The following is a 14820-nucleotide window of genomic DNA, read 5'->3' as shown; positions in this document are numbered from 1 at the left end:
GGTGTCGGTGAATCCCGCAGAGCACCACTACGCCCATGCCGCCGCCCGGCACTACGAGGACGGCGTTTTCCTTCACGACAATGCCCGGCTGCCCAATGCCGACCACCACTACGGGTTCGCGGTCGAGTGCGCTCTCAAGAGCCTGCTGCTCCGCTTCACGGTGGCGACCATGGACCCCAAGAAGCCCAACGGACTGCCGTCGAAATCCCCCTGGATCAGAGACCCGGCGACCGGCAAGGCCGCCCACACCTACAGCCACCTCCCCTGGATGGCGACCGATGTGGCTCTCTTGACGCATGGACGGTCCGTCACCCGCCTGTCGGCCGCGCTCGGCGGACTGACCGCCTTCGACGCGTGGAAGGTCGACGACCGGTACAGCGACGGCAGCGATGTCGTCGAGGCCGACGTACAGCAGCGGCGTACCGTGGCCGAGAACATACTCAGCCTGCACGAGCAGGCGTTGATCACCGGAAGGCTTCCGTGACCGTCGCCCCCGAACCAGTCGTCCCGCTGGTCCGCTTCGCCGAAGCACGTCTTCGCGCTCTGGCACTGGCCCACGAGATCGCGGGCGCGGGGGTGGATGTACTGGCCGTGCGAGATGTCCTCGGACGCTTCACCCTCATCGTCGACGATCGCACGCAGCCGCTCCCGCCCGTCCTGGAGAACCTCGAAGCCGCCTACGGGCGTCGTCTCACCCAGGAGCTGGGGCGCTACGCCTCCGACCGCCCGCTGATGCCGGCGTCCGGTCTCTTCTCGGCAGGGGCTCTGCTGAACTCCGAGCGGGTCGTCAAGGACCCCGAGCAGCCCACCGGACGGGTACGGATCCTCGACAACACCGTCGTCGGGGAGGACTGGGGGCAGGTGTCCACCCCCGCTCCGGAACCAGACGGCTCGCGGACCCACCGCACCGCGCTCTACGGCTTCAAGGGTGGCGTAGGACGTAGCACCGCGACCGCCGTGCTGGCCCGCCACCTGGCGGACCAGGGATACATCGTTCTCGTCGTCGACCTGGATCTCGAGTCGCCCGGCGTGGGCCCGCTGGTCGCCGAGGGTGCGGATCTGCCCCCTCACGGCGTCATCGACCAGCTCGTGGAGTCGGCCATCGGCAACGCGGAAGGCCTGGACCACGTGATCCGCACTCAGTACGAGCCCCGCGGCGGGCGGGGCGAACTCTGGGTGGCGCCCGCTCGCGGCCAGGGCACCCCCGGTGTCCCCTACGCCTATGTCGACAAGCTGAACCGTGCGTACGCGGACGTCCCGGGCGCGGACTTCGCCGACCGGCTGGAGCAGGCCCTGCACGCTTGCGAGGAAGCGGTGGCCCGGGACGGCGACAGCGGCCGGCGCCCCGACGTCGTCCTGATCGACAGCAGGGCCGGCATCCATGACATCGCCGCCGTCGCGATCTCCCGCCTCTGCGACCTGGCGCTCCTGTTCGGCACGGACAACGCCCAGACCTGGGAGGGCTACCGGGACCTCTTCGAGGCATGGCTGTCATCGGGACAGGCTCCGGCGATCCGCGAGAAGCTGCGCATGGTGGCGTCGATGGTTCCGGACTCCCCCCTCCGTCCTCAGGCCGCCTACCTCCAGTCGTTCCGCGAGCACGCCTGGGACTGCTTCTCCCTGCTCTACGACAACGACGATGTCGACCCGGAGACCAACGAACTGGACCCCAGTACCTTCTCCCCCTTCCTGGAGGACGAGGCCGCTCCGCACCACCCCATCCCCATCCTGTTCGAGCCGGGGCTGGTCGGCCTGGATGCCGTCGCCGCTCCGGGCTGGCAGGACCGCGCCTTCGTCCAGGCCGCGTACCGGGATTTCCTCCCCAACGCTAGGCTCCTGATCACTGCAGATCCGCAGAGCAGCTAAGGACCGCGATGAACACCGCCGCACTGGTCGTCCAGGAGTACCGCGACCTTCTGGCTGCCGCCCTGCCAGAGGCTCACGACGCCGATACAGCCGAGCCGAACGTCAGGAGTCTGTTCACGCCGGACACGCATCGGGCGGCGCTGTATGTCGACACCACCGTGGTCCGCGGAGGCCGCGGTGTGGGCAAGACCTTCTGGTACCGCTCGCTGCAGGACCCGAGCCTGCGTGGGATCGCCGCCCAGGAGTACGGCATCGAACGACTGCGCAATGTCAAGGTGTCGACCGGGTACGGTGCGGCGTGGAAACCGAACCTCTACCCCGGGCCGGGCAACCTGCGGCAGTTGGTCGAGGAAGGGGTGCCGCCGTACGACATCTGGTACGCCGTACTGCTCACCGCCTTCGATCAGCCGGAGCTCCGTGACCTCGCCGAGTGGCGGGACAAGGCGGCCTGGGTGCGCCGCAATCCCGGCGCCGCCGAGCGCACGGTGCAGCGTGTGGACAGGGATGCGAAGGGCACGCACCTGATCCTCTTCGACGCTCTGGAGCATCTCCACCGGGTCCGCTCGCATGCGGACCGCCTCGTGAGCGGCATTCTGGAGCTGGCGCTCGCCATGCGTCTGGGAACTCGGAACATCCGCTTCAAGGTGTTCATCCGCCCCGACATGTACGACGGTGCTCTGCTGCACTTCCCGGACGCCTCGAAGCTGACGTCGAACGCGGCGGCCCTGACCTGGTCCCGCGCCAACCTGTACGGCCTCCTGTTCCACACACTGGGCAATCACGACGGCGATCTCGCGGCCCGCTTCCGGCAGCTCACGGGGGGTTGGCAGTCCGAGGCCGACGGTCAGCGGCATGTTCCTCCCGCACTGCTCAGCGGCGACGAACAGTTCCAGACGGACCAGTTCACCCTGATCGCCAGCCCCTATATGGGCTCCAACTTCCGCAAGGGCCACACCTTCACCTGGTTGCCCAACCACCTGATGGACGGGGTCGAGCAGGTCAGCCCGCGCAGTTTCCTGAGCGCTTTGCAGAAGGCTTTGGCGGAGACTCGTGACCAGTACGCCGGGCATGAGTTCGCCCTGCACCACGAAGGCATCCGGCGGGGAGTGCAGACGGCGTCGGAGACCCGGGTCGCCGAGGTGAGCGAGGACATGCCGTGGGTGCGGCTGGCGATCGAGCCGCTGGCCGGGCGGCAGGTGCCGGTGGAGCAGGAGAAGGTCGAGGCACTGTGGGCGGAGTCGCGACTCGTCGAGGCCCTGCAGAAAGAGGCTGAGCGGTACGTGCCCAGCAACCCCCAGGACGACACGCTGGTACGCACCGGTCCTCGCCACCCGGAGGATCCGGCGTTGTTGATCGAGGAGCTGATCTCGCTGGGTGTCATGCGCCGGCGCCGTGACGACCGTATAGACCTGCCGGACGTCTACCGCATCGCTTTCAACGTGGGCCGCAAGGGTGGCGTGCCGAGGGTCGCGGGCTGACGTCGGAGCAGGTCACTTCCGCCGGCGAGCGGGGCGCGGCGACCACGGCCCACACGGTCTTGCCGGGGCCCCCGAGTCGTTCGGCGACACCCCACTCCTCGGCCAGCGCCGTGACGAGAGCGAGTCCGCGCCCGCGGTCCGAGAGGGGAGAGCCGTGCGGGTCCGCCGCGAGCACGGGCAGCCGTTCCCCGCGTACGTCATCCACTTCGACCCGGACGAGCCCTTCGTCGACCTGCCGGGCGAGACGTAGTTCGGCGTCCCGGCCAGGGATCTTGCCGTGGGTGACGGCGTTCGCGGCCAGCTCGGCGACGATCAGCTCCACGGTGTCGTGCACGGGGCTGCCGTAGTCCCAGCCCCACAGGTCCATCTGGTGGGAGGCGAGACGGCGGGCGAGGCGGGCGCCGCGAGGGGTGGCGCTGAAGCGGAGGACGAAGGTGCTCATGACCCGAAGATCGGGCCTCCGGGGAGGCGCTGACCAGGTAGGACACCCCTACAGAACGCATCTGTAGGGGTGAGGTGGCGCTGCGCGGCGGGCTGTAGGGGCCCGGTCGGCCGGAACTTTACGTGACGGTAGCTGTTCGCTTGGTAGCGCACTCCCCAGTGCGCTAGGGTGGATATTCATTCCCCTGTTCGTCGCGGCGAGCAGGCGCGAGGCCCACCAAGGATTCGGTGGGCCTCTGCTTTTTGCTGCGAGAGTGCTCCTCAGACCCACTCCTTGGGCCGGCGCACCTCCTTGCCGTCACCCAGGAGCACCGGGTCGGGCAACTGCGAGGCGCGCACGACACCTTCCCGGATCGGCTTCATGAACGCCGGCTGGAGCTGTCGGAGCCAGTGGCTCGGCTTGTCGAACGGGTTGAGGATGCCGATGTCGACGCCGAGCTCCTCCTTGACCATCCGCAGCGGTTCGCACAGGTCGCTGTCATTGCTGACGAGGACCATCAGGTCGCAGTCCTTGCGGAAGGCGTCGAGCAGCATGTGCGAGGCGATGTGGACGTCGGTCCCCTTCTCCTCGGTCTTGACCACCGCGACCGTGTTCGGACCGCCGGGCGGCGGCTGGGCCAGCCGCATGCGCGGGGTGGTCTGCAGGAACCTCCCGTAATGGACGGACACTTGGGGCAGTGTGCCGAGGGCGCGCAGATAGGCGTCCTGGCGCTGTGGACCGCCCGGATCGTCCGGGCGTGGCTTGATTCTCGCCGTGAAGTACCGCACGCGCTTGATCTGTTGTCCGGCCGGGACGAGCTTGGCGCACAGGGAGACCGGGTCGAGCCACTTGAGCTCGGGGTTCTTCTTGAGGCGGCCGTAGTAGAGGTTGAAGCCGTCGATGTAGATGTTGGTAGTCATGCGATTACGGTACGGCAGCAACGAGTTGAAGCGCATTCAGCCGGAGCAGCGCGGGCAGAGCATCTCGTCGTGGACCGGCCGGAACAGGGTCGCCTGCACGTGATGGCCCTCGCACTCACGCAGGGCGGCCAGTCGCGAGGAGAGGCCGGCGGCGGAGGGATCGAGCTGCTGCGAGGTGCGTGGGGGAGCGCTGCGAGGGGCGACGGGCGGGGGTGGCACGTCCTGGAGCAGGTGGCGCAGCAGGCCGCCGGGGCGGTGGACGGGGGTGCCGTCGTCGGGGAGGCCGCGGAGGATGTGGGTGCGGATAGCTGTGGGCGGGTGGCCTGCGTCGAGCCAGCGGGCGGTGAGGCGGGTCAGCTCGGCGTGCATGGGGCGGGGGATGTGACGGAGGGCGGGGTCCAGGTCGCGGTAGGAGGCGGCGAGGGTGCGGGCCTCTTCGAGATGGGGGTTCGGGGGACCTGGCCTGCCGTCCTCGTGACCCTCGCGGTCTACCTGGGCTTGCGGGGTTTCCGGGGCTGGCGAGGAGTGCGCGGCTTCGGAGGCTTCGGCGGGTGCGGGGCCATCGGGTGTGTCCTCGGGGGGTTTGGGGGGACGGTTGCGGGTGTTCACATGGGTGTCGCCGTAGGGAAGACCGCCGGTGAGCCGACCTGTCCGCTCACCGACCGCCGGATTGCGGGCACTCGGTGCGGCCTGCGGCGACACGGGCATTTGCGCGAGGAGCTTAGCGGCTTCACCGGGGTTCAACGGGACGCTGGAGACGAGCTGTTGGGTGACCCAGTGGCCGCCGGGGCCTTGAAGGCGCCGCTCGTGCACGAAGCCCTCGTCCTTCAGCTGGCGCTTGGCGCGGGTGAAGGCGGTTGCTCCGATACGGGCGCGTTCGGCGGTGCGCGAGAGGGGCTCGCGCGCTCCCTCCGGAAGGGAGAGCTGCCAGGTCAGGAGGCGGACCGCGTCGGAGGACAGCCGGGGGTGCCGGATGAGCTCGTGGGAGAACTGGGTGAAGGCGCGCGGGGGCGCGATATGGTGCCTGTAAATCACGGTGGGAGCCCTAACTTCCACTGGTGGTTCAGGCCCTCGCGAACGGTTCCAGCCGTTGCGGGGGCCGTATTTTTTTGCTGACGGTCAAGCACGGAAAGTGTTCAGATAGACGCATTGAGTAAAGAAAGCTTTCGCGGGCGTTTTCACTCACACGAACCAACTTGCCTGGTTGTGCCCTTGGTTGACGCAGGAGCGTCCTAGCCTGCGGCTACGGAGCGTGGAGGCGGCGGGGGCGAGCGGGATGGACGCGGGTGCGGAACCGGACTCGGACGTCGAGTTCCTGCGGTGCTTCGGGCGCCAGGTGAAGCTGTTGCGGGAGCTGGCCGGGCTCACCCAGGCGCAGTTGGGGGAACGGGTCGGGTACGGCGAGGCGCAGATCGCGGCCGTGGAGCAGGGGCGGCGGATTCCCAAGCCCGAGCTGATCGATGCGGTGGATCGGGCGGTGGGGGCGCGGGGGGTGTTGGCGGCCATGAAGGAGGAGGTGGCCAGGGCTCGGTATCCGGGGTTCTTCCGGCGGTACGTGCAGTTGGAGGCTGAGGCTGTTGAGCTGCACGCCTACGTGAACCATGTCATCAAGGGCATCTTGCAGACGGAGGACTGTGCGCGGGCGGTGTTCCGCATGTGGCGTCCGCTGCTGGACGAGGAGGCGATCGAGCAGGGCGTGTCCGCACGCATGGAACGGCAGAAGCTGTTCGCGCGACGCCCGGCTCCGCTGCTGAGCTTCGTCATCGAGGAGCATGTGCTTCGGCGGCCGTTGGGTGGCCGTGAAGTATGGCGGGGCCAACTTGAACAGCTTCTGATCTACGGGCACCAGCGCAACGTCGAGATACAGGTCATGACGGCAGAGCGAGACGAACATGCCGGTCTTGCAGGGCCGTTCACATTGATCCACTCGAAGAACGAGCGCAGGATGGCCTATATGGAAGTACAGGATGTGAGCGCCCTGTACACGGAGTCGAAGAAGGTCAGCCCGCTCGAAGCTACGTACGGCGTTCTCCGGGCTCAGGCACTGACTCCTCGGGAGTCCCTGGCCTTCATCGAGAAGCTGTTGGGAGAGCTATGAAGGCAGGTAGCCCCAGGCATGTCGCTGGGGAGCTGGGCTGGTTCAAGAGCAGCTACAGCGCAGGCAATGGTGGCGACTGCGTCGAGGTCGCTGACGCCGGTACGGCCGTGCTGGTCCGCGACTCCAAGCGGCCGGGGGAGACGTTCCTCTCCGTCGGCGCCGATGAGTGGGCCGCGTTCGTGCGGATGGCCGCGCGCGGTTGATGTGAGGGAGGGGCGGTCGATTGCCGACCGCCCCTCGTCACTTACTCGCTCTTCTTCTGCCGACCCCGAGTCTTCTTCTCGGGTCGCCAGTTGGCGAGGTCGTTCTCCGACAACTCCGCGTCCGCGCGGCCCGATTCGAGGGCGGCCTGAAACTCCTCGGCGGGGTTGCCCTCCCACTCCTCGTCGTACTCGCCGTACCACTGGTGAACCCATGGAAGGACTTCCCTCAGCCCCGCGAGCAGCGGCACGAGCCGGGGGTCCTTCTTGTCCCAGCCGCCGTCTTCGACGCGGTTACGGATGAGCCCGATGAGGGCGTCGGCCTGGTCCCGGTGGTTCCAGCCGGCCCAGCCGAGGAGGAGAGAGGTGTCCGACTCCAAGGAGGCGCCGGGGTAGGAGATGAAGCGCTCCTTGGGCACGTCGAGCTTGCCGCGGTTGGACCAGAAGGACTGCTTGAGGAAGTCGGCGCCGACGTACTTCGGCGGCACCTTGATGTCGAGCCGTTGCCCGGTCCGGTCCTCCTCGCGCTGCTGCTCCCAGACCTGCTCCCATTGGGCACGCTTGCGCAGGCCGGTGTCCTTGTAGCGCAGGGCGGCGAGGTACGGCACGTGCTCGGCCTCGATGACGGCGGCCAGGACGGTGGCGAGAGAGGCGTCACGCTTGCCGAGGTGATCGGCGGCGTACAGCGCGGCGACGGCCTGGACGTCCTTGTCGTGGCGGAGGGCATCGGCGAGCTGGTTGACGGTGAGCAGCCTGGGCACGGTGAAACCGTCCCGATCCTCGAACCAGAGGTCCTCGCGTTCGGCGGCGTCGAGCAGCCAGTTGCGGATGGCGGCGGCTTCCCGCTTCTCCCAGGGCTCGGTCGCCCAGCGGCGCTTGAATTCGGGGCGCTCGATGAGGCGGATGTCTTTGTTGGCCTCGATCAAGTCGATTCGAGCCTGCACGATCTGCTGGTACTCAAGCGGCCAGTCGGCTGGGATCTCTGTGGTTAGGACGGCTCCGTGCCGCTCGAACCACACCGTTTCAACCTCACCGGCAGCAACCTTTCGTGCGAGCACAATCTCAAATGCCCGCTGACCGAGAACTACTTCGGGGATGTCGGTGCCGACGCGCATTGGAATGGTGGCTCGCGCGACCTCCTCGGCGGCGAGGAGCCCGTACGCCCCGTACGCGCTCCAGTCCAGCTCCTCCTGCAATGCGATCATCCGTGCTCGGATCGTCGCCTGGGTCTCTCGCGATGCATCGAGGGATTTCCGCGTCGGCGTACCTTGGCTCGTCAGCGTGGATGGCTCATGTGCTCCAAGCTCCCTTGCCGAGCCATCAAGATCCCCTGCTGGAACTGAGTGGAGTCGAGCCGGGATAGGGGTCTTCTGAAGTTTTGTTACTGAGAATTCGTAGAACCTCTCCCACTCGTCATGCATGAAGCCGCCTGTGCCTGACTGACTTCCCTTGTCGTGGCAGACCTGCTTGAGCCAGAAACAGATTGTTGAAGAATTTAGCACGCTAAGGAGCTCAAGGTGCCGTTCCTCGTCTGCGTCTTCGGATAGCTTTATTACGGGCGCAGAGCGGTTGAATACATTGCCGCCCCTGTCGAGCTTGAAGTGGTTGTGGGTACCGAAAAATGCTACAGTGATGGAAAGTGGCGTTCTGTATTTTCCGGGGAAGAACATCGAGTATTCGAACCACTTAAGGCCACGTTCGAGCTGTGTCTTTCCGTAAGCGACTCGTTCGCGAAGAATGGCACGTGCGGGCCAGAGGAAGCGTTCGATGTCTGCTGTGCTGCATGCCTCAAGTGAGCCATTGTATGGGTAGAGGCCAACGATGGGGTCCGTATACCCGTAATCGCGAATGTTTTCAGCTTCCAGAAGGGTTCGCTGAAAATTGGATCCGATGCCGTGTCTGCGGAGCGTGCCGGAGGTAACGCGGTATGCGCTGTCCTCGCGCGTCACAGCGCCTGAGCCGATCGCGCCCAGCTCGCACAGCGGGCTGGTGTTCTGCTCGATCCTCGCTTGCACGGGGGCGGCTCCGCCACCGCTGAGTGCCCATGGGTGACTTGAGAAGCGATTGCGCTGGGCATCTTCAACGGACATCCAGTCCGACTCGCTTCCGGGTGCGCCGTGTTGCTTAATGATCGCCTGCCAGACAAAGCCATTTTCAGGCTCGGCTGGTTGCCCAGGTTCCCCCCGCACTCCCAGTAGTGCACGCACCGGCTCACCCTGCCGAGCGATCTGATTTCGCCCCACCAGAATCACCGTAGGCGTCCCATGCCCCGGAATGTATGCCCCGGACGTATCGATCACATGCGTCAGCTGAACCGTCGGGAAGAATTCCTCAATCAGCTTCTTCCCGAACTCTCGCTTCATGAAAGAGTTAGAGGTGATCTGGCCCGTAAACCCCCCATCCCGATGGTCGCCTCCAGCCCGCACCGCCAGCTCGAAAATTCGCTGAGCAAACGGAACCGACAACGCGTACTGCCGATAGCAAGCGTCGTACGCGGCCTTGTAGTTCTTGTTCTCGTTCGCGTCCTTGACCGTGATGTACGGAGGATTCCCCACTACGACGTGATAGGTCCCCCGCCCGAGTAGGTCCACCTCCCGCGCGTACTCCTCCACGTCCTCGGTCCGGAAATAAAACGGCTCGTCCTCCGCGAACAGCGTGTCCAGAGACTCCGTGACCGTCTCCGCACCCCGCCCGTGCAGCAACGAGTCCGCCACAGCCACCCGAATAGGCAGCCCAGGAGCCGCGCTCAGCTCCCGTACGCCACCCGCCTTTAGCGCCGCCACCAACAACCGGAACCGTGCGATAGCCACAGCGAACGGGTTCTTGTCGGCACCGTGCACGGACTCCAGCGCCCGTCGCACCAGCACCCACGGCTCGGTGCCCGGTTCGGCGGCGCGCCACTTCTCCAGCAGCCGCTCGAACATGCCCAGCAGGAAGTGCCCGGAGCCGCACGCGGGGTCGATGCAGCGCAGCCCCCGTACGACCTCCTCGCCATCGGGTCCGTCCGGGAACACCTCGCCGTCCCAGCCGCCAGGCCGGTGCTTCCATGCCGGCGTGAGCCCGAACTCCTCCACCGCGGGCTCCAGCGTCAGGTCGAGGATGAACTCCTCCACGAACACCGGGGTCTGGAGCAGCGCGTACGTCTTGCGGGCGTGTTCCGACAGGTCCTGGTACAGGTCACCCAGGAAACGCGTGTCCAGCTCGGGGTTCGTGAAGTCGTGCGCGATCTCGCCGTCGGCGCCCCGCTGACGCCAGAACGCGAGCAGCGCGGTCGCGGCCTCGTACGACGGCGTGACCTCGTACAAGGGGTTGTGCGTGCGGTCGAACAGCCCCGCCACCGTCCGGTGCGACTTGGCGAGGAACTCGAAGGAGTCCAGCAGCCAGTCCCGGTCGTTCCTCGCGGGGTTCTCCCGGAAGTACGCGTCGTGCCGGTCCTGCGCCTCGGCCAGTCGATCCCCCGGCCCGGAGAGCCACGGGTCCGAGATCAGCCCGTTGTCCTCGCTGAACCGCACGAAAACGCATGCCAGCACCCACGCGGCGGCAATCTGGACGACTCGTTCGTCACGCCACGTCTCGTACATGGCTGCCGTACGCTCCGCCGCGACGGCCTTGTCGTACTCCACCCGCAGCGCGTCCCGGAACTCCGGCTCGGCCTCGGTCCGCTCCCGAAGGTCGTCCTCAAGGAGCCGCGCCTGTGCCTGGAGATCCTTCAGCAGCCGTGTGCGATCGAGCGAGGCCCCCGCCCCTTGCGTCCCCTCAGCTGTCACGGTCACAGCCGCACCTCTCATCCTGCTCACGGCACCGCGATCACCACGGATGCGCACATTTCACGGCGAACACCCCAAGGCTCGCCGTCCCATCCTGCCAGCCCGGCATCACCGGCTGTAGACACCGGCCGAGCGTCATCCGCGCACTTGCCGCGCACGACATCGGTCGCCCGTCTTCACGGGCAGCCGGCCGCCGCGCCTCCCAGTGCGGCGAGACGTCATTCCGGGCCCTCCACATACGGCCGCCGGGCCAGTCGGCGCAGCGGCGACGTCTTGTCCCACACGTGCCAGCGCGCCCCGCACACCGGATCGATCGCGTACGTCACCTCCGCCGGAAAGCCGTCGACCTTGACCCGCTCGGCCGGTGGATCGGCAAGACGCCTGCCGCAGCGCGGACAGTGATCCGGCGTACGCATCGGGTACATGCCCATCACTCGTATGCCCCCGCCTCGATGACCGCCCGCCCCCGGGAAGCGGCCCTCTCGGACACCGCCCATCCGTTCACCGCGGCGGCATCGGTGTCGCACGCCAGGACGCGCCACGCGTCGGGAGTCCAGGCGAAGACCGAGTCCTGGCCGAAGCGGCGGCCCAGGTCGCGCGCGGCGGTGTCGCTCAGACCGGTGACCGCGAGGCTCTCCTCGCGGTGTGTCCCGGACCTGTCGCCACCTATCGCGGGCCACCAGGTGAGACTGCGGCGGCGGACCTCGGCGAGCAGCAGGCGATGGGCGCGGGCGTTGGCCTCGGGGGACGCGTCACGGCCGAGGGGGTTCCACGCGGTGATCACATGGACGGTGGCGCCGCCGGCCGGTTCGGGGAAGGAACCCCCAGCCGTGCCCGGGGAGCGCGGTTCGACGCGAACGATCCGGTCCCGGAACCGGATGTCGACGACCGCTGCCTGGTACAGGTCCCAGTTGCGGGGCGTGCCGGTTGCGTCGATGGCGTGCACAAGGCCTCCTCGGAACGAAGACCCCCTTACGGACAGTGCAGGGAGATCGGTGCTCGCCCTCGGCCGGGATCAACCGGAGCTACCAGGCCGCAAGATTTCATGATCGCGACCTCGGCGGCAAGGGTTTGTGAAGATCTTGCGGAAGGCTGGTGTCGGTGTTAGCTTCCCGCTCGGCCGTGTGATCCAGAGTCAAACCTTGACGTGCAGGACCGCATTGCATCCGGGTGCGAGACGCCCGGGTGACGACCGGACCGCGCGAGGCGCGCGGGAAGGCGCAGATCACCGGGGTGCGGCAGTGCGCTATCGGAGTCCCTCGACTCCGGAGGCTGCTCGACATGCCCGTACCTTCCGACACCGGGCCGGACCGGGCGGACTTCCCGGCCGTCGATCGCGACGCCGCGCGGGACGAGGTGCCGCCCGGGGCGGAGGCGGACGAGGTCGTCGAGGCGATCTACGACGAAGCCGATGACACGGACACCTGCACCTGCGATGGCATGCCCGGTCTCTGCCTGGGCTGCGAGTCGCCCGAGCAGCCCTACGCGAAGCTCGACCGTCGTCACTGCCTGACGGACGACGAGGCGGGTGACGAGGACGACGATGATGAGGACAGCGACCCGCGTGTCCTCAAACTCGTGAATGCCTACGCCGGAGGAATGGGGGAGGACCCCTCCTTCGACCTGAGCCGCGAACTCCCGCCGGACTTCGACCCTCATACGATCGAAAGACTGACCTTCCTTACCGAAGTCGCGCAGAGAAGGCTGGACGCGGAGCGGTGGGACACGGACGGGTCCTGGAACCTGGTCTGGTTCTCCTGCGAGAGTGCCGTCACCGACCCCGCCCGGGAAGGAGAGGACTTCGGCCCCTCCGGCGAGGGTCTGGACGAGGAGACGGGCGTGATCCACCGCCAGGTGTCGATCACGAACGACGACGGTGCCCCGACCCTCCGGATCACCGGCATGCGCGGTGGAGAGCGGCACGTCATGCACCACACGCCCGTGTTCCGCCCCTGCGAGGAGATCCCGGACGTCAGCACCCTGGAAGGGCTGCGGGGCTGCTTGCGACGGGCGACCGAGCAGGTGGCCGAGGCCGGATACGAGATGAACGGCGAGTGGTCGGTCGACTGGTGGCGCTGCCACGTCCGCCTGGCCGACTTGGACTACTGACAACAGGGCACGACGCCCTGCGCTGCGTGGAGGTGTGATGGACAACGGGAAGGGCCGACGGCCGGGGAAACCGACAGCCAAGGGCGGAGCCAAGCCGACCGGAGCCGCGTACATGGTGTTGACCACGGCGGACCTGCAACGCGAGCGGCGGAGAGAGCAGGCCCGGAAGAAGCAGCAGGAGGAACGGGTACAGGCCAAGCAGAAGGCGCGGGCCGCCGAGAAGACCGGGACAGCCGGAACGGTCCCCGCCGGCCGAAGACGAGCGGAACGGTCTCGCAGGCGACCAAGCCCCGTCCCGCGTAGGAACTCATGGTCGCAATCTGCGCGTGGCAACGACTTCGGGACTCAGACGATCGACCTGATGGTCTTGTCCGCGTACCGCAGCGTCTCGTCGATGATCTCGTCCAACTCGCGCAAAGGGCCGGGCTCTGCCGTGAGGAGATCAGGGACGTTGACGATGTTCATGGCGAGGAGGCATCCCGCCAGGGTGAGGAACCCCTTGTACCGTTCCTGCCCCCCGTGCCCGAGCGATTCCCAGTCCCGGGACTCCGGCGGCAGACTCGCCCTCCACTTCTCCAGGGCGTGGATGCCGTGGACTTCGACGTATTCCATGATGACCGTGGCGCGCGACAGTACGTCGACCATCGTGTCGAAGCCTTTCTGCGACTGGTCCAGATCCTTCTCCGCGGCCTCGATCTGGGTTCGGAGGCGTTCCTCCTCCTTCTTGTTCCGACGCTGCTTCACGACGTAGAAGCCGGCTGCCGCCAGTGCTGCCGCCGGGGCGGCGACCATACCCGTGAGCAGGAGGGTTCCACCCGCCATGCCCGCACCGCCCGCGGCCAGCGTTCCTCCTCCCAGGAGTGCCAGGGTCGCGTTGGTCGCGGCGACCCCGGTCAGCGTCGGGATGGCCGCGCCGGTGGAGGCGGTCCCGAACAATGCGGCGGCGGTGAACGCACCGTAGGCCGCGGCGCCGCCGACTGCCGCCCCGGCCGCACCTCCGGCGGCAGCGCCACGGATCGCGTTGGCGATCCCGGCGGACATGGCTTCGATATGTATCGCCGTAGGAGCCTCGCGCGTACTCTCGATCTCCTTCTCACCCGGCTTCTCTGGTTCGGGCGCCCCGCTGATGCTCTCGGCCAGCGCCACGAACCTCATGAAGAACTTGTCGCGGACGACATCATGGACGCGCTTGAAGCTTTCCCCGTGTTCTTGGGTGATCTTCGACCGCTGCGTCGTCTTCTCGGTGATCTCGGCGTGACGTCTCTTCGTCTCCGCGACCTGGTCGCGCAACTTCACTGGCCGCCGACCCCGTTGAAGAGCGAGAGACCTGGTTCGGTCCTCCGCCTCCTGTTCGAGTTGCCCGGGTGTCAGTCGGAGCGCGAGGGCGACGGCGGCCAGACGATGCTCTCGGGGACTTACGAGCCCGCGCTCGATCCGGGAGATCGAGACCGCGCCACCCTTCCCGTAATCGGCCTGCTCGGCCAACTCTTCCTGGGTCATCGGGGGTTGCTGGGCCTGGCGGTGCTCGCGGATCACGAGACCCATCGCTTCCGCGCTGAAATCATTCATCGGTTCCGGTCCCGTCGGCTAGCGGGTTGTGGCGACGCCAGTAGGACTGAACCTCACGTGCCAGCGCACCACCGGAGCGGAAAGCCTGCGCGCCGTCTTCCATGAACTGCTTGGCCGCCTTGGCGACGGCCGGGTCGCGGCGAAATCCGTCGGCGGCCTCGATGACGGCGACAATGAGGGCCAGTTGGGCCAGTTGGGCCAGGTTGAAGCGAGACACGACAGTGGGGCCTTTCATCGCTGACGGTGTATGTGGTGACAACGTAGCGTCACTTAGTGTTCGGCGTCCGCGCTATGGGGACACTGATCGCATCGGCGACACACTCAACGCTGGGACCGCCTGGGCCGCGGGGGCCGTCCAGCGCGTTCCGGAACTCCGGCTCGGCTTAGGCCCG

Annotated in this window: 14 protein-coding genes; 6 read left to right on the top strand and 8 right to left on the bottom strand. The window is 67.3% G+C overall.

The window, feature by feature from the left end:
• Position 1: 1 nt before the first annotated feature.
• Genes OG406_RS16935 through OG406_RS16925 form a run of 3 tightly spaced genes read left to right on the top strand, consistent with a single transcriptional unit; the run spans position 2 to position 3344 of the window.
• A complete protein-coding gene (locus OG406_RS16935; RefSeq protein WP_329186487.1) occupies positions 2–484 on the top strand; it encodes a hypothetical protein in 483 nt (160 codons plus the stop codon).
• Entirely contained in the window at positions 481–1866 is a 1386-nt protein-coding gene (locus tag OG406_RS16930) for a KGGVGR-motif variant AAA ATPase (RefSeq protein ID WP_329186486.1), read from the top strand. The genes OG406_RS16935 and OG406_RS16930 overlap by 4 nt, the downstream gene beginning before the upstream one ends.
• An 8-nt stretch (positions 1867–1874) precedes the next feature.
• Positions 1875–3344, top strand: coding sequence for a hypothetical protein (locus OG406_RS16925; RefSeq protein WP_329186485.1), 1470 nt, complete (start codon positions 1875–1877; stop codon positions 3342–3344).
• Here the strand turns inward: OG406_RS16925 and OG406_RS16920 are convergent.
• The 3 genes from OG406_RS16920 to OG406_RS16910 form a co-directional block, all read right to left on the bottom strand.
• A complete protein-coding gene (locus tag OG406_RS16920) occupies positions 3301–3786 on the bottom strand; it encodes an ATP-binding protein (RefSeq protein WP_329186483.1) in 486 nt (161 codons plus the stop codon). The genes OG406_RS16925 and OG406_RS16920 overlap by 44 nt on opposite strands.
• Positions 3787–4046: 260 nt before the next feature.
• Positions 4047–4685, bottom strand: a complete 639-nt coding sequence (locus OG406_RS16915; RefSeq protein WP_329186481.1) for an NYN domain-containing protein — start codon at positions 4683–4685, stop codon at positions 4047–4049.
• 36 nt (positions 4686–4721) lie between these two features.
• Entirely contained in the window at positions 4722–5720 is a 999-nt protein-coding gene (locus OG406_RS16910) for a hypothetical protein (protein ID WP_329186479.1), read from the bottom strand.
• Positions 5721–5961: 241 nt separating this feature from the next.
• Between OG406_RS16910 and OG406_RS16905 the strand changes: the two genes are divergently transcribed.
• Together OG406_RS16905 and OG406_RS16900 are read left to right on the top strand one after the other, a co-directional pair.
• Positions 5962–6783, top strand: coding sequence for a helix-turn-helix domain-containing protein (locus OG406_RS16905; RefSeq protein WP_329186476.1), 822 nt, complete (start codon positions 5962–5964; stop codon positions 6781–6783).
• Entirely contained in the window at positions 6780–6986 is a 207-nt protein-coding gene (locus tag OG406_RS16900) for a DUF397 domain-containing protein (protein ID WP_329186475.1), read from the top strand. The genes OG406_RS16905 and OG406_RS16900 overlap by 4 nt, the downstream gene beginning before the upstream one ends.
• Before the next feature lie 41 nt (positions 6987–7027).
• On the opposite strand, the gene pglX is transcribed toward OG406_RS16900, so the two are convergent.
• From pglX to OG406_RS16885, 3 genes are all read right to left on the bottom strand, one after another.
• The gene (pglX, locus tag OG406_RS16895; RefSeq protein WP_329186473.1) at positions 7028–10756 is read right to left on the bottom strand and encodes a BREX-2 system adenine-specific DNA-methyltransferase PglX; all 3729 of its coding nucleotides are present in this window, start codon (positions 10754–10756) and stop codon (positions 7028–7030) included.
• 212 nt (positions 10757–10968) lie between these two features.
• Positions 10969–11181: a hypothetical protein gene (locus OG406_RS16890; protein WP_329186472.1), complete on the bottom strand. Its 213-nt coding sequence runs from the start codon at positions 11179–11181 to the stop codon at positions 10969–10971.
• Positions 11181–11696: a DUF3293 domain-containing protein gene (locus OG406_RS16885; protein ID WP_329186470.1), complete on the bottom strand. Its 516-nt coding sequence runs from the start codon at positions 11694–11696 to the stop codon at positions 11181–11183. The genes OG406_RS16890 and OG406_RS16885 overlap by 1 nt, the downstream gene beginning before the upstream one ends.
• Before the next feature lie 335 nt (positions 11697–12031).
• Between OG406_RS16885 and OG406_RS16880 the strand changes: the two genes are divergently transcribed.
• Entirely contained in the window at positions 12032–12859 is an 828-nt protein-coding gene (locus OG406_RS16880) for a hypothetical protein (RefSeq protein WP_329186468.1), read from the top strand.
• A 345-nt stretch (positions 12860–13204) separates the two neighbouring features.
• Here OG406_RS16880 and OG406_RS16875 read toward each other — a convergent pair whose 3' ends face one another.
• On the bottom strand, positions 13205–14428 hold the full coding sequence (locus OG406_RS16875) for a helix-turn-helix domain-containing protein (protein WP_329186467.1): 1224 nt from the start codon (positions 14426–14428) through the stop codon (positions 13205–13207).
• Positions 14421–14645 carry a hypothetical protein gene (locus OG406_RS16870; protein ID WP_329186466.1) on the bottom strand — a complete coding sequence of 75 codons (225 nt, stop codon included), beginning with the start codon at positions 14643–14645 and terminating at the stop codon, positions 14421–14423. Before OG406_RS16870 ends, OG406_RS16875 begins: the two co-directional genes overlap by 8 nt.
• Between the last annotated feature and the right edge of the window lie 175 nt (positions 14646–14820).

Origin of the sequence: Streptomyces sp. NBC_01428 (genome assembly GCF_036231965.1) — a bacterium.
GTDB lineage: Bacteria > Actinomycetota > Actinomycetes > Streptomycetales > Streptomycetaceae > Streptomyces.
Note: the sequence above shows the minus strand (reverse complement) of the source record. Positions and strands in the feature narration are given on the sequence as shown.